Raw genomic sequence first — 17,831 nt, 5'->3', positions numbered from 1 at the left:
CGGGGCCGGGAGTCAGTCCCGCAGCGCGGTGACGAGCGCGGCGCCGTCCACCGTGCCCGAAGGGGTGCGGGGCAGACGGTCGAGCAGGTGTACGGCGGGCTGTGGCCACCCGGACGGCCAGACGCGGCGGACGGCACGCCGCCATCCCCGCGGGTCGCCCTCCGCACCGGCCTCCGGCACGACCACCGCATGGATCCGGGGACCCCGTGCCGGGATGCCGTCCCCGTCCCCCGGTTCCACCAGGACGGCTGTCTCGTGGACACCGGGCAGGGCCGCGACAGCGGTCTCGGCCTCGCCTCGGTCGAGGTGCCGGCCGACCCAGTCCTGGACCTGCTCGGCCGTACCGAGCAGCCGGATCCGGCCGGCGGTGTCGATCCACGCCCGGAAGGTTCCGGGGCGTGGGTCGTCGGCCGGTCCGAGCAGACCGGGGACGCCGCGCGGCAGGGCCCGCCCGGCCGGGTCCGCGACCTTCAGACGCAGGCCGGGTTCCGGGTCGGTGAGCCAGACCCCGTACGGGTCGTCCGCGTCCCAGGCGCAGCTGCCGAGGGAGCCGAGGGCCGGGTCCACGACGTCCAGGAGGACACGTCCGCCCGCGCGGGAGTAGGCGGCCACCGCCGGGGTGGGCAGGAACTGCTCGAAGGGGCAGCGCACCGGGACCGTGAGATCCTGCCGTGCCGCGGCGGCCGCGAGCGCGCCGAAGGAACCCGCCGGCGTCCCTTCGCCGCCCGAAGGACCGGGACCGGTGTGGTGTACGTACCCGTGCGCGAACGCCCGCAGAGGGGTGCCGGGCCGGTCGGTGAGCTCCCCGAGCAGCCTGGCGAAGTCCGCGGTCAGCCGGGCCGCGCCCGCCGGGTCGATCACTGCGGCGGTGAAGTCCAGCCGCCCGTACGCCGTGTCGTCCTCCCGCCGCAGCTGGAGGATCAGGTCGAAGGAGCGGGTGGAGTTGGGTGCGAAGAAGTCCCAGTCGAACTCCAGGCCCGGTACCTCCCCCAGGTCACGGACCACGGTCGGATAGGACACCCCGATCCGGTCGAACGCGCCCTGGCTGACGTCGACTCCGTGGCGGCGGCGCAGCTCCCGCAGCACCCAGCCGAACGGGACCCGGCGGTGGCGGTGCACCAGCTGGAGTGCCCGGCCGCCGACCGCCAGCAGGGCGCGGAAGTCCGCGTCCGGGGGGATCTCGATCAGGCACGGCACGACATTGACCTGGAGGCCGATCCGGTCCCGGGTGGCGGGGACGCTGGTGTCCACCGGGACGCCGACGACGAAACGGGTGTTGCCGTACTCGTGCAGCACGGCTGCGAGGCAGGCCACCAGACCGGTGAAGAAGCTGACCCCGGCCGCCTTGGTGAGCGCCCTGAGCCGAGCGCAGTGCTCGGGCGGCAGGTCGAAGCGCGGCGTCGGCCGCACCTCCCCACCGGACTCGGTGCGGTCGCCCCTGGGCAGCACCAGGCCGGGGAGGGCCCGCAGGTCCGCCTCCAGCCAGTACCGCAGCACCTCCTCCAGTTCCTGGTCGATCTCCGGGTGCTCTGGCATGTCCTGCCGTACGGGGTACGGCTCCGCGCCGGGTGTGCGCAGGGAGTCGAGGGCGCGCAGGAACCGGCGCGCGAAGACGAACTTGGACCGTCCGTCGAAAGCGATGTGGTGCACGCCGACGACGAGCGTGCTCCGCCGCGGCCCGTGGTGCAGCAGGGAGAAGGTGATGGGCGAACGGGTGGTCAGGTCCCAGGGCCCGACGCGGTTCTCCCGGTACCAGCGGCGGGCCGTCGCGAGCTCGCCTCCGGCTGCCGCGGTCAGCGGCACCTCCTCGAACTGGAGCACCGCGGACGCCGGATGGATCGCCATCAGCGCCTCAAAGCCGCCGGTGACCAGGCCGCGCAGCTGCGGGTTGTCCTCGCACACCAGCAGGCAAGCGGCCCGCACCTGGGCGGCGGTCACGTCGCCTCGGACGAGCACCGACAGGAAGCCGCCGTTGATGGCCGAGGGGTGCAGCTGCTGTTCCAGCCACATGGACTCCTGGGCCGGGGACAGCCGGACCAGGGCCTGGGCGTGCGCCGGCGCGGGCGGGGCCGGCGGTGTCGTCTCAGCCATGTGCCGCTCCTGCCTCCCGCAGGTCGCGCCGCGCCACTTTGCCGTTGGCCGTGAGCGGCAGTTCCGGGACGCTGATGAACCGCGCGGGCACCATGTAGTCGGGCAGCGCGGCGGCGCAGGCAGCGCGCAGCACCGGCGCGTCGGCCGGGCGGGCCGCCTCGGGGTCGGGCACCACATAGGCGTGCAGCGCCAGGGTCCGGTCCTTCCCGTGGCCGACGACCGCGGCCCGGCGCACTCCGGGCACGCGGCCGAGCACCGCCTCGATCTCGCCCGGTTCCACTCGGTAGCCGCGCACCTTGAGCTGGTCGTCGATCCGTCCGGTGAAGTGCAGCAGGCCGCCTTCCAGCCGGACCAGGTCACCGGTGAGGTACCCGCGCCGGATGCCTCCCGCGGCGTCCGGCAGCTCACGGAACCGGTCCGCGGTCAGCTGCTCGTCGCCCAGATACCCGAGGGCCAGGCAGGGGCCGGCCGCCACCAGTTCCGCCTCCACGCCCTCGGCGAAGGGCGCCAGGACGCCGCCGTCGATGCGCAGCAGCTGCGCGCCGGCGGCGGAGCCGCCGAGCGGTGGATGTACGGGCCACCCCTCCGGGTCGGGCGGCAGCCGGTACTCCGTCACCACATGCGTCTCACTCGGCCCGTATTGGTTGACCAGGGTGGCGTCACGGCCGGTGAACAGCGTCCGCACCTCCTGGTTGACCACCAGCCGCTCACCGGCGACCACGATCTCCCGCAGTGCCGCCAGGCGATGCCCGGTCACCGGCACGGCCACGGCGAGCGCGTGCAGCGAAGCCACCGGCAGGAACGCCCGTACCACGGCGTGCTCGTCCAGCCGGGCCGCGAGCAGGAACGGGTCGCGGCGCGCCTCGTCGTCGACGACGACCAGCGCGGCGCCGGCCGTCCAGGCCGTCACCAGTTCCTGGAATCCGACGTCGAACCCGACGGACGCCGTGTGCGCGGTACGGGGGACCTCGGGCCGCTCCCAGGTTCCGAGGTGCCAGGCGGCGAGGTTCTCCAGGACGACGGGCGGCACCGCCACACACTTCGGCGTGCCCGTCGACCCCGAGGTGGCGACGACATAGGCGACGGGCCCGGTGAGGTCCGGCGGCGGACCGGGGACTCCCGCGGCGCACAGGTCCTGGACGGTGGCCTCGGTCCGCCCGGTGTCCGCTGCGAGGCCGACCGGCGGCACGGTGGCGTCCCGCAGCACCAGACGGACGCCGGCCGTCTCGGCGATCCGCGCCAGCCGCTGTACGGGCAGCGCGGGATCCAGAGCGACGACGGCGGCCCCGGCGCGCCAGACGCCGAGGACGGCGGCGCACCTCCACCAGCCGCGCCGTGCCAGCAGCCCGACCGGTTCCCCGGGCGCCGCGCCGTGACCGGCCAGCCGTACCGCGATCCGGGCCGAGGCCTCCGCGAGCTGCTCGTAGCCGTACTCCGTGCCGTCGTCGACCACCGCGGTCCGGCCGGCATGGGCGGTGCAGGCGGCGACCAGCGTGTCCGTGAGCGGCATCAGAGCTCGACCCTCACACCGGACTCGAACCAGTGGTGCATCTGCACCGCCGCCTCGACGCTCATGCGCGTCACGCCCGCCCGCAGGCCGTAGGTCGGGTCGGTGAGCACCGAGGTGACACGGGCCGGGTCGAGCAGCTCGTTCACCCGTGCCCCGCGGTCCTCGGTGATCGCCCTCAACTGCTCGCGCAGCACCGTGCGGTAGGCGGGGTCCTGCACGGTCGGGTACGGCGACTTCTTCCGCTCCAGCACCGGCTGGGGCAGCAGGTCGCGGACCGCGGCGCGCAGCAGGCTCTTCTCGCGGCCGTCGGCGACCTTCATCTCCCAGGGCACGCTGTAGACGTACTCGGCCAGTTCGTGGTCGCAGAAGGGCACCCGGCCCTCGATGGAGGCGGCCATGCCGAGGCGGTCCTTGCGGTCGAGGATGACCCGGAGGTAGCGCGTCATGTTGAGGTAGGTGATCTCCCGCATCCGCCGCTCCTGCGCCGACTCCTCCCCGGTCAGCGGCACTTCGGCGAGCGCCTCCTCGTAGCGCTCGCGGACGTGGCCGGGGAAGTCGAGTTCGGCGTACAGCGAGCGGTCCAGCAGGCCGGACAGGAACTCCATCTGGTGCGAGGCGCCGAGCCACGGGAAGGTCCGGGACTTCACGTAGAACGGGTCGTGGAACCACATGTAGCCACCGAACAGTTCGTCGGAGCCGTCTCCGGTGAGGGTGACCGTGCAGAAGCGGCGAACCTCCTGGGAGAGCCGGTACAGCGACACGTACATGTCGAGTCCGGCGGCCGGCCGGTCCATGGCGCGGACCACGGCCGACTGGCCCTCCGGGTCGGCCAGGTGGTGCCGGTCGACGAGCAGTTCGCGGTGGTCGCTGCCCAGGTGCGCGGCCATCTTGGCGACGTACGGGGCGTCCGGCGAGTCGTGCACCTCGTCCGGGCGGAAGTGCTCCAGGTGGTAGGCGAACTCCATGGAGAAGGTCCGCAGGGTCTCGCCGTCGCCCAGGGCCCGGCTGACCAGGGCGCAGACCGCGCTGGAGTCCAGACCGCCGGAGAGCATGGAGGAGATCGGCACGTCGGCGGTCACCTGGCGCCGGACGATGTCCTCCAGCATCTCGCGCACGGTGCGCTCGGTGGTGGCGAGGTCGTCGGTGTGCGGGCGGGCGGTGAACGTCCAGTAGCGGTACCGGCTGACGCCGGTACGCGAGTAGCGCACCACCTCGCCCGGGATGACCTCCCGGGTGTGCTTGAAGACGGACAGGCCGGGCGTCGGTGTGAAGGACAGCGCCTCCAGCAGTCCGGCCCGGTCCACGACCGGTTCGACCAGTCCCGTGGTGAACAGCGCCTTCGGCTCGGAGCCGAAGGCGAAGCCCTCGGGGGTCTCCGCGTAGAACAGCGGGTAGATGCCGAACCGGTCGCGGACCAGGACGAGTTCCTCCAGCTCGACGTCCCACACCGCGAAGGCGAACATGCCGCGCAGACGCTCGGCGCAGGCGGGGCCCCATTCCTGGTAGGCGCGGAGCACCACCTCGGTGTCGCTGCGGTCCCGGAAGCGGTGCCCGCGCCGGCTCAACTCCTCACGCAGTTCGCCGAAGTTGAAGACCTCACCGGTGTAGCTCAGCACGACCGTCTCGCGTCCCGCGGAGTCCGTGGCGATCGCGGGCTGGTGCCCGCCCTCCAGGTCGACCACGGCGAGCCTGCGGGGAACGAACAGGGTCCTCGGGGACGACCACTCGCTCACCTCGTCCGGTCCGCGCAGCGGAAGCGCCCCGCGCATCGCCTCGGCCAGATCGGGCCGCCGGGACAGGTCGTGGGTGAAGGAGACGAGGCCGACTATGCCGCACATTGAACGAAGACCCCCAGCATGGTGCCGACCTGCAAGGTTTCAGGCTTCAGGTCCGGTGGTTGTTCGGGACAGAGCAATCAGACCCGAGGATCACGTGTGCCGGCTCCGTTCGTCACCCCTGATGGCAGTTAGCTGCCACGCCGTCGCGACACCAAGTGGTCTCCGCGGGCCGGGCGATCCCTTCATGGGCTGCCGGGTCCGCCCTGGGCTGTGCCATCGTCGCGCCGGTACCGGTCAGCAGGGCGATCAGCTCGGGCAGGCGCAGCTCCGGGCGGACCGTCCCGGCCCGCTGCACTTCGGACAGCAGCTGGGCAAGAAGGCCTTGCCCCACTCGGTGAAGGGTGAGTCGGTGGCGACGGCGGCGGCCCTGCGTATGACCGTTCGGGCAGGTCACGCCACTGCACCCCGGTCCGCACCCGGTACAGAATCCCGTCGATCACCTGCCGTTGATCCCGCCACCGACCCGAACGCCTGTTACCGACCGGCGGGAACGGCCGTCGCCGTTCCCGACCGGCATCAGGCAGGTCACCCCGCCGCATGTGCACATCAACGACACAGGCGCAAGGTGGTCACCTGATCGCCCGGACACGCCCTAAGTGGTCACGGGTTCCAGCCGCAGCCGCCGGATCGGCCAGGGGGGTGGCATGGCCGGCCCGAACCAGACCCGGACGTCCTCCCCGGTGCGGACGGGCAGGAGCGGGTAGTCGTTCTCGGCGTGTTCGGTGCGGTGCAGCGCATGGCCCGGGTCCAGGTGCCGGGCGGCGTACGCGTCGAAGGCGGCCGCCCCGGACGGCCGGCAGATCGTCGCGACGACCTCGCGGGTGCCCGGCTCCGCTGCGAAGCCCGGGCCACGCAGCAGCAGGACGTCATCACTGTCGACCATGGTGGCGTTGGCCGCGTCGCGGTGCTTCCGCCAGACCGGACCAGTGTAGAACGCCTCCAGCGCGCGCCGGCGGTGTGCCATATCGGGGAAGTCGCGCAGCCAGACGAAGCGGTTCGGGTCGTCCAAGTCCCGGAAACGGCCGCCGACGGTGATACCGACCGCCTGCTGACCGGTCACGAACTCGCGCTCGAACAGCTCGATCAGCGTCTCCCGGCCTCCCGGATGCAGGGTGTACTGCCGGAGTTCGACGATCCTCATGCGCCGGCCCGCCCGGCGCGGGTGAGGTCCATGGTCCAGTCGAGCTCCCAGGTGCGGCCGCCGTCGGCGGAGAACTCCTGCTCCCAGCGGGCGGTGTCCGGGCCGGGGCGGCACCAGGTGAAGTGCACCCGGATCGGGCGGCCGCCGTAGGTGTCCTCGCTGTGGAAGTCACCGCGGTCGCCCGTGAAGCCGCCGGTCACCGGAGGATCCAGCCGGCCCGTCCGGCTGTCGGACCAGTGGATCGACCAGCGTTCCGTCTCCCGGCCGAACAGGCGCAGGGTCACGCCCTGGCGGCCGAGGGTGGGGAAGGTGATCTCGTCGATGTTGCCGGCCCCGCCGAACAGCGGCCGGACCACCGCGTGACCGGGGAACTCCGCCCAGGCGCCGGGGCCCGAGCCGAACGGCGAGAGGGGACCGCGGTTGGCCACGTCCCGGGAGCCGTGCAGGAAGTCGAAGTCGTCCATGCGCCACAGGTTAGGGACACTCCACTGACATCCACTGTCAGTGGATACTGGGCGGCATGCGCGCGAGCCGACTGGTCACCCTGCTCCTGCTGGTCCAGAACCGGGGCCGGATGACGGCCCAGCAGCTGGCCGAGGAACTGGAGGTCTCCGTCCGGACGGTCTACCGGGACGTCGAGGCGCTCGCCGGCGCCGGAATCCCGCTGTACGGCGCCGCCGGACACGCAGGCGGCTACCGGCTGGTCGACGGCTACCGGACCCGTCTGACCGGACTGACCGCGGACGAGGCCCAGGCCGCGTTCCTTGCCGCACTCCCCGGCACCGCCGCCGAGCTCGGCCTCGGCGAGGCGCTCACCGCCGCCCAGCTGAAGTTGCGGGCCGCCCTCCCGGCGGAGCTGCGCGAGCACGCGGGGAGGATCCAGGAACGCTTCCTCCTCGATGCCCCCGGCTGGTACGCCGACGCCGACCGTACGCCTCATCTGGCCGCAGTCGCCGCCGCGGTGTGGGGGTCCCGGGCGGTGGTCCTGCGGTACCGGCGCTGGCGGGCACCAGAAGAGATCGAGCGGCGGGTGGAGCCGTACGGGCTGGTACTCAAGGCCGGCCGCTGGTACCTGGTCGCCGACGGGCCGTCCGGAATCCGCACGTACCGGGTCGACCAGGTCATCGAACTCCGTTCCCTGGAAGAAGAGTTCGCCATTCCGGACGGGTTCGACCTGGCCGCGCACTGGAACGGCTGTCTGGCCGGTTTCCGAGCCCGGCTGCACACCGGGGAGGCTCTGGTACGGCTCACCCCGGAGGGCGCCCGCCGCCTCGGCGTGACACCCGCAGGCGACGGATGGACGGAGACCCGGGTGCCCATCGAATCGATCGACCACGCCCACGGAGAGTTCCTGGGGCTGGGCAGCGACATCGAGGTCTTGGCACCGGCCGAACTCCGCGACCGCATCGCCGAAACGGTACGGACCCTGGCCAGCCGCTACGAGCGGTGACCAGGTCGTGCCGTTGCCCGGCCGCGGATTGCGGGAGTACACCCGCGACCGGTTCACCCGGTTGAAGAGTGATCAGGCCAGGCCGTCGGGAAGCACCAGCCGTCGGCCGCGTCAGTGACCGGGAGTGGTGAAGGGCCGGGGGAGGCTCTTCGGTAACGCGGCAAGAGGCAGGGTTCGGCCCTTCGACCTGACGGAAGGTCCGGACTCCGCGCCACAGCGCACCGCCACCGCGGGGACGACGATGCCGTCGCGGGTGCGTCGGCAGCGGGCTGCACACGCTGTGAGACACGCCGGAGGTACCAAGGGGAGGCCCGGCGGCGGAAACGCTGCGGGCGCTGCTCGCCGCTCCGGCCGTGGCCGGCGCGGCGAGCAGCGCCCGATGGGAGTCTCCTCCCCGCGGCGTCCTACGGACGCTCGCGGATGAGCGCGCCGAACGGGTTGTCCAGCGCGCACAGCTCGTTCACGGCACCGTGCAGGAACCGCAGGGCGTCGGGGAGGTCTGCGTCGTCCAGGCGGCGTTCCCACAGGACGCCCGGGCCGGCCGGCAGGTCTGCCACGGGCTCGTCGAGGTCGAGGTCGACGCCGACGCGGACGGCGCAAAGTGCGTCGGAGACGGACAGGCGCGCCACCATGTCGATCTGGTGGTACTCCGAGAAGTCCGCCGAGATCGACACCGCGAAGCGGTGCAGCAAGGTGACCACGACCCGGTCGTCGTCCGGGCGGTCGACCAGGAATTCGTGCCCGAGCGTCACGTCGTCGCCGAGGTGCGCGTGGAGCAGCAGATCACTGGACCGGTCGCCGAGACGTGCGTGGCAGTGGTGGAGTTCCCGGAGGAATCCGAGGACCTCGTGCTGTGCCTGTGACATCCTGTCCGTTCCCATCGGCTAAGTCGCCATCATGGTGTGTACGACCCACGTTCCCTTGTGGCCGTCCTCGCCCTTGTCGACCCTCCTGATGAGGAGTTCAAGGGTGTAGGCGTCCTTGACGTCGCCGTTGCTGTCGGCGACACGGCCGATCGGGCTGCCGAACTTCTTCTTGAGGATCCTTTCCGCGCCGCGGCTGTTCTTGGCCGCCCACTCGTTGAGCTTCACGTCCTTCAGGACCGCGTCGATGCTCTGCTGTGCCGTGTCGGCGTTCAGGCTCGACGCCTTGCCGCCCCGCAGGCCGGGTGCCCGTGCGATGAGGTCGTCGTCGGTGAGGCCGACGTGGTCCTTGGCGTGGCCTCCCGCGATCCGGTAGTCCTTGTCGAGGTTTCCGCAGTTGTGTACCAGCAGCGGCGTGTCGCCGGCCAGCGCGTAGTACGTGTGGATGCCCTTGACCGAGAGGTTGAAGACCTTCTGGACCTCGGTGCGGCCGCGGGCGGCGATGACCTCGACCGTGGTGCCGTCGGTGGTGCGCAGACGGGTGCCCGGCTTGAGGTCTCCGGCCTCGACCCACGCCTTGCGGTCCGCCGCCCAGAAGGGGTGGCCGTCGGTTGCCGTGATGGTTCCCGTGGCGTCGCCCTTGTCGCCGTCCGTGTCGACGGTCAGCCTGACGAGGTGCTTCGGGCCGTAGCCCACGATGACGTCCTCGACCGGGCGTGCCGAGGTCCGGCCGGTGCCCGGATCGGTGGCGAGGACCACGTCACCGACGCGGATGTCCTCGATCTGCTCGGTGGTTCCGTCGGCCTTGGCGACCGGGGTGTCCGGGGTGAAGCTGTTCGGGACCTTGCACGGCGGGGGGCTCGTCTTGCCGAAGAGGTTCCGGAAGAAGTCGATGCCCTTGTCGCCCCACTTGCCGAACTTGATGGCGGAGGCGCCGTAGCCGGCGACGGGAATGGCCGAGGCGCAGGACAGGCCCGCGTTGAGCGCGTCCTTCTCGGCGCCGTACCAGGCACAGTTGATGCCGTCGGCCGCCTCGCCGAAGCCGGGCACGAGTCCGCCGACGTCGAGGAGGAAGTGGCCCGTCTCGGAGAGGATGTCCACCAGGTCGGTGTCGCCCTCCTCGGCTGCCGCGGCCTCGATGATGGCCGCGTTGGCCTTCATCTCCTCGATCCTGGCCTTCTCCTTGCGGGCCTCCTCGTCACGCCGCTTGGCCTCCTCCTCGGCCTTCTTCTTGACGACGAACGCGTGGTACGCGTCCTTGGCCGCCTTGTCGGCCGCGTCAGCGTCCTTGCCGGCGGCGGTGGCGGAGGCGCGGGCCGCGTTGGCGTAGGCCCATGCGTCGTCGGCGGAGCCACGGGCGGCGTCGGCGGAGTCGGCGGCACGGGCCGCCGAGACCTCCGCCTCCCGAGCGGCCCGGTGGGCGTCCTTCTCCGCGGCACGGGCGGCCTTGGCCGACGCGGCGGCGTCATTGGCGGACGCCTGGGCGTCCTTGGCCGACTGCCGGGCCTCGTCGGCGTACACCTTGGCCTGGTCGGCGGACTCGCGGGCCTTCTTCGCCCAGCCCTCGGCCTCCTTGGCCGCCTTGCGGGCGACGGCCGCGACCCGGGCCGCCTCGGCGGCGTTCTGCTGTGCGGTGGCCGCGGATCCGGCGGCGGCGGCGATGAGCTGCTTCACCCCGGCCTGGTGGGTGGCGGCGAGCAGGTCCTTGCGCTTGGCCTGGTACTGGCCGACCTCGATGAACCGGTGCAGCAGCCGCGGCGGTCCCTCCAGGGCGATCCTCGCGGCGGCCTTGACCTCCGGTCCGCCGCCGTCCATCAGCTGCACGGCCTGGACCCGCTCGTCGGCGGTGCGGGCCGCGTACTGACCGGTGGTGATGAACTCACGGAGCTTGTCGGTCGAGCCGTCGTCGAGGGCGGCCTGGGCCGCCTCCTTCACTCCTCGCCGGCTGCCGTTGCTGATCTGCACCACGCGCACCCGGTAGTCGTTGGCGGCGGCGGCGTGCTGACCGGCCGTGAGGAAGGCGTGGATCTGCTGTGCGTCGCCTTCCAGGGCCTTTTCTGCGGCCGCGCGGACCGCCGGGGACTCGGCCTCGGCGGCGAGCCGCTCGGCCCGGGCCCGCTCGTCCTGCTCGGCGGCCTCCTGCCGGCCGGTACGGACGTACGCGGCGATGTCCTCGGCCGTGCCGGCGAGGGCGACCTGGGCGGCGGTCTGGCTCCAGGGCCCGCCGGTCTTCATGGCTGCGATCGCCACACGGCGGCCCTTTGTGGCCACCTCGGCGAGGTCGGCGCCGGGCTTGGCCGCCTCGGCGGCGAGACGCTCGGCCTCTGCGTCGAGCTTCGCGGCCTCGGCTGCCGCATCGGCGGCGGTCCTACGGCGCTGGTCGTCGGCGGCCTTGAGGTCCTTGGCCCGTTCGACGGCGGCCGCGGTGCGGCTGTTCAGCTCCTCCTGCTCGGTCTTCCGGGCCAGGTCGTAGATCCTGCGGGCCTTGACGACGGCATTGGTGGCGGCGTCGGCGGCCTTCTTGGCCTCTGCGGCGTGCGCGGTGGACTCCTTGGCCGCCTTGGCGGCCTCGCCCGCATGCTTGGCCGCTTCGTCCGCGGCCTTGGCGGCGTTCTCGGCGTGCTCCGCGGCGTCGTTGGCGGCGTCGCGCGCCTCGTACGCGGCGGCGGAGGACTCGCGGGCCAGACCCTCGGCCGCGTTGGCGGCCCGTGTGGCCTCGCGGGCGTGGCGGCGGGCGGCGGCGGCCGCGGCGCTCGCCTCGGCGGAGTGGGCGCCCGCGGCGTCGGCGAAGCCGCTGGCCTCGCTCGCGGCGGAGGCGGCCGCATCGGCGTTGGCTCCCGCGCTGGCGGCAGCCTTGGCGGCGTCACCGGCCGCGAGGGCGGCGAGCCCGGCCTGCTGGGCGGCCTCGGCTGCGAGCCGTGCGCCCTTGGCGGCGGTGCGCGCCTCCTCGGCGGCCTTGCGGGCGTCGGCTGCCTGGCCGGCATCCGAGGCGGCGGCCGCCGCCGCACCACGGGCACGGGAGGCCGCCTGCGCGGCGGCTGCCGCGGCGGACGCGGCCTGCGAGGCAGCGGTGGCGGCGACCCGGGCGGAGGTGTTCGCCGCCCGGGCGGCGGAGATGGCCTGCTGGGCGGCGGCCGAGGCACCGCGCGCGGCTTCGGCGGCGCGGCCGGCGGCGTTGGAGGCACGGTTGGCGTCCTTGCGGGCCGCCTCGGTCTCCTTCGCCGCCTTCTGGGCGGCTTCCTTGGCGAGCTTCGAGGCGGCCACGGCGCGCGCGGACGCCTCCTTGGCGGCCTCGGTCTCGCGCTTGGCCTGCTCGCCCGCTGCCTTGGCCCGGGCGGCGAGCTCGGCGACGGACGCCCGCTCCTGGTCGCGGGCCCGGGCGACGTGCTGGCCGACCGCCAGGAATTCCCGGACGTCCTGGACGGTGCCGTTCATGGCGACCTTGGCGGCCTCCTTGGTGGCCGGACCACCCATGCTCATGATCTGCATGAGCTGGACCCGGTCGTCGGCCTCGCGCGCCGGGTACTGGCCATGGTCCAGGAACTGGCGGACGTCGTCGATGGAGCCGTTGAGAGCGGACTTGCCGGCTTCCTTGACGCCCTTGCCGCCCTCGTTGACGATCTGCGTGACCTGGACACGCTGGTCGTGCTCCAGCGGTGCCTGCCAGCCGCTCTTCAGGAAGGTGCGCAGGTCCTTCGGGTTGCCGGCCAGGGCCTTGACGGCTGCCTCGCGCACCCCGCGGCCGCCCACCGAGATCATCTGCACGGTGATGATGCGATCATCATGGAGTTCCGCGATCTCGCGCTCGGCGTCCAGGAACCTGCGGACGTCCTCGTCGGAGCCCGTCAGTGCGGCCTCCGCCGCGGCCTTGACCCCGACACCCCCGTTCCGCCAGATCTCCACGACACGACCGCGGTCGGTCGCCGGAATCGGGCTCGTGGTGACGTCCTCGTCGGGCAGGTCCTCCGCAACTGCCGGGCCGGCGCCCAGAAGTCCCGCGGCGAGTGTCAGTGAAAGCGCGCCGAGGCACAACCTGCGTGTGCCGCGCACCCACCTTCCCCCTGATCTGTTCACGTGAATGTGTTTCCTCTCACAGGGCACTCCACAGAGGTCAGTTGTGGAATGCCGCCACTTCGGCACAGTGAGCATAACTGCAGTGGTGGGCATATCTGCTGACGGCATGTCAGCACACCAGGAACTGATAGGTTTCGGACAGTCCGGGGGAACGGACCATCTCGTACGGCACTTCTCTTGCCGTGCATCATCTGGAAGGAAGTTCTGGTGAAACTTCGCGCGCGCGGAATGCTGCTCGCCGGTGTCGTCGGTGTCGTCACGGCAGTCGGGGGAGTCTCCGCCCTCACTGTCGCGTCCGCCGCCCCGCGGACGGCGCAAGCCGCTGCTCAGGAGGGTGGTGCGGGCGGCGCCGTACCGCCGCCCGCGATCGAGGACTTCGCGTACCCGGAGGCGGACCGGATCCTCAAGGAGAAGGGCATCACCCTGAAGAAGGGTGACGGCCGCATCCTGCTCGCCGATTGCTCCGGCGGACAGCAGATCCAGGTCTGGACGCGCCAGACCGCCGAGGGTAAGTACTGCTTCCGGGTCATTGGCCGGTCGGGCCACCTCACCCTTGAAGTCCCCGACGTATTCGCCGTCCAGACCGAGGACCGCGCCGTTCGGGCCAGCGTGACGTCCGGCGGAAAGTCGACCACCGTCGACATTCCGAAGAACGACCTGAAGCCCATCGGCGAGGGCACCACGGGAAAGCCGACCGTCCTGGTCGAGCTCAAGGTGACCGGCTGACCGGCAATACCATTGCCGGCCTTCTTCCGCAGACCACGGAATGAAGGCTTCCGAACTTAGGTGAATTGAGGACCAACGTGTTTGGCACACGTCCGCGCACCGCGTGGATTCACACGCTTCTGGCGGGCGGGGTGGCCGCCGGACTGCTCACTGCGAGCCCGGCCCACGCCGTCGTCGGCGAGCCCGTCAAGGACGGGGCGTACCCGTTCACACTCAAGCTGCACATCGGTGACGGCAAGCGCGCCTGCTCCGCGGCGCTGGTCGACCCGCAGTGGATCGTCACCGCGGCGAGCTGCTTCGCCGCCGACCCCGCGAAGAGCTTCAAGGTTCCGGCCGGTGCGCCCGCGCTTCCTGCCCTGGTCACCACCGGCGCCGAGCGGCCGACCGCGGCGGACGCCGCGGTCGCGCCCCGGGTGAGTGAGCTCGTACCGCACCCGGACCGGGATCTGGTGATGGCCAGGGTCACCTCGGTGACCGCCGCCGTCAGTCCACTCGGCTCCCCCTTCCCGGGCGTCGCACCGATCGAGCTCGGCACGTCCGCGCCCGCCCCGGGCGAGGAGCTGCACCTGGCCGGTTACGGCCGCACGAAGAGCGACTGGGTGCCGACCCGTGCGCACACCGGTGTGTTCGGCGTCGACACCGCGGGCGAAGGCACGCTCGCCGTCTCCGGCAAGGGCCAGGCCGCCGTCTGCAAGGGCGACACCGGCGGCCCGGCGTTCCGCGCGAACGACGGCAGGGCCGAGCTCGTCGGCATCGCCACCGCCTCTTGGCAGGGTGGCTGCCTGGGCACGGACGAGACCCGTACCGGCGCGGTCGTCACCCGTGTCGACGACATCGGCAGTTGGGTCCGGCAGGTCCGGTTGAGCTCGATGGCCGAGCACGTCACCGACCGCATCACGACGGCCGACTTCAACGGCGACGGTCGGACGGACGTCGCCGCCGTCCTCGCCGACAAGTCGCTGCACGCCTTCTACGGCCGGCCCGACGGCGGGCTGGAGTACGGCCGCGACCTGTGGCGGGACAAGACGTGGGGCTCGATGAAGAAGATCGTCGGCGGTGATTTCAACGGCGACGGTTTCGCCGACATCGCCGGGTTCACGGCGGACGGCGGCCTGCTCCTCTACCCGGGCACCGGCCACGCCACCAAGCTCGGCGACAGCCGGAAGATGTGGAAGGACAACAAGTGGACCGCGTCCCTGCCCATCGCGCGGTTCAAGGCCGACGCCTCCGGCCGTGACGCCCTGATCGCCCAGTGGTCGGACGGTTCGCTGCACGCCTACCCGAGCAAGGCCGACGGGACGCTGACCGGCACGCACCACACGGTGTGGCCGGACAAGACCTGGACGAAGAAGCACATCGCCACCGCCGACTTCAACGGCGACGGCCGTGACGACATCGCCGCGGTCGCGGCCGACGGCAGCCTGCACTTCTACGCGGGCAACGCCAAGGGTTCGTTCGACGCCGGGCGGTCCATGTGGCGGGACAAGTCGTGGTCGGGCATGGCGACCGTGCTCGCGGGCGATGTCGACGGTGACGGGAAGGCGGACCTGCTCGGCCGCTGGAAGTCGGGTTCGCTCGCCTGGTACGCCGGCGACGGCAAGGGGGCCCTGGCCCCGTCCGGCCGCGGGATGTGGCCGTCGTTCTCCTGACCGGTCCCGACCGCCAGGAAGACGCGCCCTGCCTCTGGACCCCCGCGGTCCGGGGGCGGGGCCGACCGGGAGATATCCGCCGCCCGGGCCAGGGCCGTTGACCGCGGCCCGCGATCGCACGCTCCGTAGTTCTCGGCGCATGGCGGCCCGGGGACGGACGACCGATGGTTCGGGACCACCTGCCGGCGGCATGTGGGCTTCCCACGGGCCCTCGCCGAACACCGTGTCCGGCGGGGCCAGGTGTATTGCCCGGGTGAGGTCGGGGACGCGGCTCGCGGATGGTCGGCCTGCGAGCGCGGTGTGTCCGCGGTGGTGATCGTAGCCATGCAGCCACCCGGAAATGCCGCGCGCCGGTCGCTCCCTGAGCGGCAGGGCCTGGCGTGGGCCCGTTCTCCGAGCCCCTGCGCGGCCAGGCCGCCACCCTGCAACGGCTCCGCACGGACCGCCGGCTCGAAGAAGCCCTCGTCCACGGCCCCGACACCCTTCACCTCGCCGAGGTCTTCGGCCTGGAGAAGAAGACCGCGATCCGGTGCGCGAACTCCGTTCGCGGCCTCCTCCGCCTCGCACGAACAGAACCCGTGGCCCCGGCCGGCCGGGTTGGCCGACGCTACCGGCTGATCAGCGGCAGCACGGGGAAGGTGTGGCTCTGCCAGATCAGGCGGGAGCGCTCTTCCGGGTAGGCGGTGACAGCCGATCGAGTGTCGAAGAGCTGGACGAGGCGTTGGCCGGTGTCGTACGCGGGCCAGCCGGGGTCGCCATGGGCGGCGAACGATGCCCATGCGGCGCGCATACGGGCGGACAGGGCCTCTGCCTCCGGGGAGGGCGTCTCACCGACCAGCATGGCGGGCTGGCCGCGGTTCAGGTTGCCGAAGACGAGTGGTACGTCGAGGCCATGGCAGGCGCCGAGGGCGCCGCCCATGCCCGGGGCAGGCCAGGCCAGCTCGTAGACATGCGCACGGCCGCCGGCAGCAGTCTGGGCCTCGGCGAGGTGGAGTGACGGCATACGGAACAGCCAGTCGGAATGGACCAGTTCGTACAGCTCGTCCGGGCTCGCAGCCGGGAAGGCGTCGCGGTAGCGGCGTGGCCCGTCCGGACCAGGTGCGAAAACATGGAGGGCGTTCGCCGCCTGCTCCTCGCTCACCTCACCGAGCAGACCGTTGATGGCGGTGAACAGGCGCTGCTCGTCACGGGTGTGGCCGACGAGGAGTTCGATGTCGCGGCCGGCGCCGTCGGTCAGGGCCTGCCACGGTGTGACGGCCAGGACGTCGCCGTCGACGACGGGCGAGAAGGGGATCGCTCTGCGCGCGGGCCGGCCCCAGCGTTGCGCCCACTGGTCCATCTTGGCGCCGACCGTGTCACCGGCGGCGGACAACTGGTGTGGGGCGACACTGGACAGGTCGGCCACCGTGGGCCGCAGCCCCAGCTCGGCGGCGCAGGCGGCGGTGATGTCCGCGGCAAGCTCGGGCGAGAAGAACGTGCCAGGCACACTCTGCGCAACGGCCCGGCGGAAGAGCCCGGCCGTACGGCTCATCGCCAGCAGCGCGGCGACCGATCCCCCACCCGCCGACTGACCGAAAACCGTGACCCGGTCCGGGTCGCCGCCGAAAGCCCGGATGTTGTCGCGCACCCACTCGAGAGCGGCGACCTGGTCGAGCAGACCGCGGTTGGGAGGAGCCCCCTCGATCTGCGCGAAGCCCTCGATACCCACGCGGTAGTTGAACGTCACCACGACGACGCCACCGTCCCGCGCGAGCCGGCCACCGTCGTACTCGGGGAGGCCGGACGTGCCGATCACGTAGGCGCCGCCCTGGATCCACACCATCACCGGCAGCCCCGCGCCCGGGCCGGGTTCGGGCGACCAGACGTTGACCGTCAGCCAGTCGTCACCCGCCGCGTCCTGCGACAGCACGTCCATGCCGAAATGCCCACCCTGCGGGGGCGGCGGGCCATACGAGAGGGCCTCCCGCACCCCGCTCCAGCCCCGCACCGGTCGCGGCGCGGCGAAGCGCAACGCGCCGACCGGGGGCTCGGCGAACGGGATGCCACGGAAGACCGACACACCCGCCTCCCGGCTGCCGCGCAGTCTTCCGGCGGCCGCGCGGACTTCGGGCTGGGACCCGGATGGCTTGGACTCGCCGACGGTCATCACAACTTCCTCTCGGACAGGAGGAGAGGGCTCGCGGCCCCAGACCCTGCGGATCATCCACCGAGGTTGGATGCCGCGCCAGCGATTTACGGATGATTCGGACTGCTGGAGCCGGGCATCGGTAGCTGGTCTGCACCCCGACCGGCATGCTCATCACATGAGCACTCGCGGACCCGAAGACCGGCGAGCGGGAATAGGACGCACCTTCGAGGGTGTCGCCGTCCGCATCGCCCAGCTCGTCCCGGCGATCGCCGCCGCGATCTGGCACAAGCACAGGACCGGCGCCCCCGTCCTGCGGTCGCCGACCGCATTCGATCACTGACCGCCGCGGAACCGCGTCTCG

12 protein-coding genes and 3 pseudogenes are annotated in these 17,831 nt (G+C 72.2%); 4 read left to right on the top strand and 11 right to left on the bottom strand.

Going from position 1 to position 17,831, the window contains the following annotated elements; translation table 11 throughout:
- Nucleotides 1-12: 12 nt before the first annotated feature.
- The 7 genes and pseudogenes from ACZ4Z5_RS06675 to ACZ4Z5_RS06645 all read right to left on the bottom strand — a co-directional run bounded on the left by ACZ4Z5_RS06675 (nt 13) and on the right by ACZ4Z5_RS06645 (nt 7,044).
- Nucleotides 13-2,091, bottom strand: coding sequence for a condensation domain-containing protein (locus tag ACZ4Z5_RS06675; protein ID WP_468257569.1), 2,079 nt, complete (start codon nt 2,089-2,091; stop codon nt 13-15).
- Nucleotides 2,084-3,601: an AMP-binding protein gene (locus ACZ4Z5_RS06670; RefSeq protein ID WP_468257568.1), complete on the bottom strand. Its 1,518-nt coding sequence runs from the start codon at nt 3,599-3,601 to the stop codon at nt 2,084-2,086. The genes ACZ4Z5_RS06675 and ACZ4Z5_RS06670 overlap by 8 nt, the downstream gene beginning before the upstream one ends.
- Entirely contained in the window at nt 3,601-5,439 is a 1,839-nt protein-coding gene (gene asnB / locus ACZ4Z5_RS06665; RefSeq protein WP_468257565.1) for an asparagine synthase (glutamine-hydrolyzing), read from the bottom strand. The genes ACZ4Z5_RS06670 and asnB overlap by 1 nt, the downstream gene beginning before the upstream one ends.
- 112 nt (nt 5,440-5,551) lie before the next feature.
- Nucleotides 5,552-5,770, bottom strand: coding sequence for an SbtR family transcriptional regulator (locus ACZ4Z5_RS06660; protein WP_468257563.1), 219 nt, complete (start codon nt 5,768-5,770; stop codon nt 5,552-5,554).
- Nucleotides 5,771-5,828: 58 nt separating this feature from the next.
- Nucleotides 5,829-5,978: pseudogene (locus tag ACZ4Z5_RS06655) on the bottom strand (transposase); the annotation flags it as partial.
- A gap of 53 nt (nt 5,979-6,031) precedes the next feature.
- The gene (locus ACZ4Z5_RS06650) at nt 6,032-6,580 is read right to left on the bottom strand and encodes an NIPSNAP family protein (protein ID WP_468257560.1); all 549 of its coding nucleotides are present in this window, start codon (nt 6,578-6,580) and stop codon (nt 6,032-6,034) included.
- Entirely contained in the window at nt 6,577-7,044 is a 468-nt protein-coding gene (locus ACZ4Z5_RS06645) for a hypothetical protein (protein ID WP_468257557.1), read from the bottom strand. Before ACZ4Z5_RS06645 ends, ACZ4Z5_RS06650 begins: the two co-directional genes overlap by 4 nt.
- 56 nt (nt 7,045-7,100) lie before the next feature.
- Between ACZ4Z5_RS06645 and ACZ4Z5_RS06640 the strand changes: the two genes are divergently transcribed.
- A complete protein-coding gene (locus tag ACZ4Z5_RS06640; RefSeq protein ID WP_468257554.1) occupies nt 7,101-8,030 on the top strand; it encodes a helix-turn-helix transcriptional regulator in 930 nt (309 codons plus the stop codon).
- A gap of 404 nt (nt 8,031-8,434) precedes the next feature.
- Here the strand turns inward: ACZ4Z5_RS06640 and ACZ4Z5_RS06635 are convergent, their stop codons facing one another.
- Both ACZ4Z5_RS06635 and ACZ4Z5_RS06630 read right to left on the bottom strand, forming a co-directional pair.
- Nucleotides 8,435-8,896 (bottom strand): hypothetical protein, encoded by a 462-nt coding sequence (locus tag ACZ4Z5_RS06635; RefSeq protein WP_468257552.1) that lies wholly within the window; start codon nt 8,894-8,896, stop codon nt 8,435-8,437.
- Between the two features lie 18 nt (nt 8,897-8,914).
- Complete coding sequence (locus tag ACZ4Z5_RS06630) at nt 8,915-12,943, bottom strand: polymorphic toxin-type HINT domain-containing protein (RefSeq protein ID WP_468257549.1); 4,029 nt, start codon at nt 12,941-12,943, stop codon at nt 8,915-8,917.
- 231 nt (nt 12,944-13,174) lie between these two features.
- On the opposite strand from ACZ4Z5_RS06630, the gene ACZ4Z5_RS06625 reads away from it, so the two are divergent.
- The gene (locus ACZ4Z5_RS06625; protein WP_468257547.1) at nt 13,175-13,693 is read left to right on the top strand and encodes a hypothetical protein; all 519 of its coding nucleotides are present in this window, start codon (nt 13,175-13,177) and stop codon (nt 13,691-13,693) included.
- A 77-nt stretch (nt 13,694-13,770) separates the two neighbouring features.
- Nucleotides 13,771-15,342 (top strand): FG-GAP-like repeat-containing protein, encoded by a 1,572-nt coding sequence (locus tag ACZ4Z5_RS06620; protein WP_468257544.1) that lies wholly within the window; start codon nt 13,771-13,773, stop codon nt 15,340-15,342.
- Between the two features lie 252 nt (nt 15,343-15,594).
- Here ACZ4Z5_RS06620 and ACZ4Z5_RS06615 read toward each other — a convergent pair.
- Together ACZ4Z5_RS06615 and ACZ4Z5_RS06610 are read right to left on the bottom strand one after the other, a co-directional pair.
- Nucleotides 15,595-15,734 (bottom strand): annotated as a pseudogene (locus tag ACZ4Z5_RS06615) (IS481 family transposase); the annotation flags it as partial.
- A gap of 215 nt (nt 15,735-15,949) precedes the next feature.
- Complete coding sequence (locus tag ACZ4Z5_RS06610; RefSeq protein WP_468257541.1) at nt 15,950-17,488, bottom strand: carboxylesterase/lipase family protein; 1,539 nt, start codon at nt 17,486-17,488, stop codon at nt 15,950-15,952.
- A 193-nt stretch (nt 17,489-17,681) separates the two neighbouring features.
- Between ACZ4Z5_RS06610 and ACZ4Z5_RS06605 the strand changes: the two are divergent.
- Nucleotides 17,682-17,810, top strand: a pseudogene (locus tag ACZ4Z5_RS06605) (IS982 family transposase); the annotation flags it as partial.
- Between the last annotated feature and the right edge of the window lie 21 nt (nt 17,811-17,831).

Source organism: Streptomyces sp. NPDC030222 (assembly GCF_055573115.1).
Note: the sequence above shows the minus strand (reverse complement) of the source record. Positions and strands in the feature narration are given on the sequence as shown.

Bases quoted from the DNA above. Each gene is read 5' to 3' on its own strand.
- ACZ4Z5_RS06645 (WP_468257557.1), bottom strand. From the start codon at position 7,044: ATGGACGACTTCGACTTCCTGCACGGCTCCCGGGACGTGGCCAACCGC.
- ACZ4Z5_RS06675 (WP_468257569.1), bottom strand. From the start codon at position 2,091: ATGGCTGAGACGACACCGCCGGCCCCGCCCGCGCCGGCGCACGCCCAG.
- asnB (WP_468257565.1), bottom strand. From the start codon at position 5,439: ATGTGCGGCATAGTCGGCCTCGTCTCCTTCACCCACGACCTGTCCCGG.
- ACZ4Z5_RS06640 (WP_468257554.1), top strand. From the start codon at position 7,101: ATGCGCGCGAGCCGACTGGTCACCCTGCTCCTGCTGGTCCAGAACCGG.
- ACZ4Z5_RS06650 (WP_468257560.1), bottom strand. From the start codon at position 6,580: ATGAGGATCGTCGAACTCCGGCAGTACACCCTGCATCCGGGAGGCCGG.
- ACZ4Z5_RS06635 (WP_468257552.1), bottom strand. From the start codon at position 8,896: ATGTCACAGGCACAGCACGAGGTCCTCGGATTCCTCCGGGAACTCCAC.
- ACZ4Z5_RS06670 (WP_468257568.1), bottom strand. From the start codon at position 3,601: ATGCCGCTCACGGACACGCTGGTCGCCGCCTGCACCGCCCATGCCGGC.
- ACZ4Z5_RS06610 (WP_468257541.1), bottom strand. From the start codon at position 17,488: ATGACCGTCGGCGAGTCCAAGCCATCCGGGTCCCAGCCCGAAGTCCGC.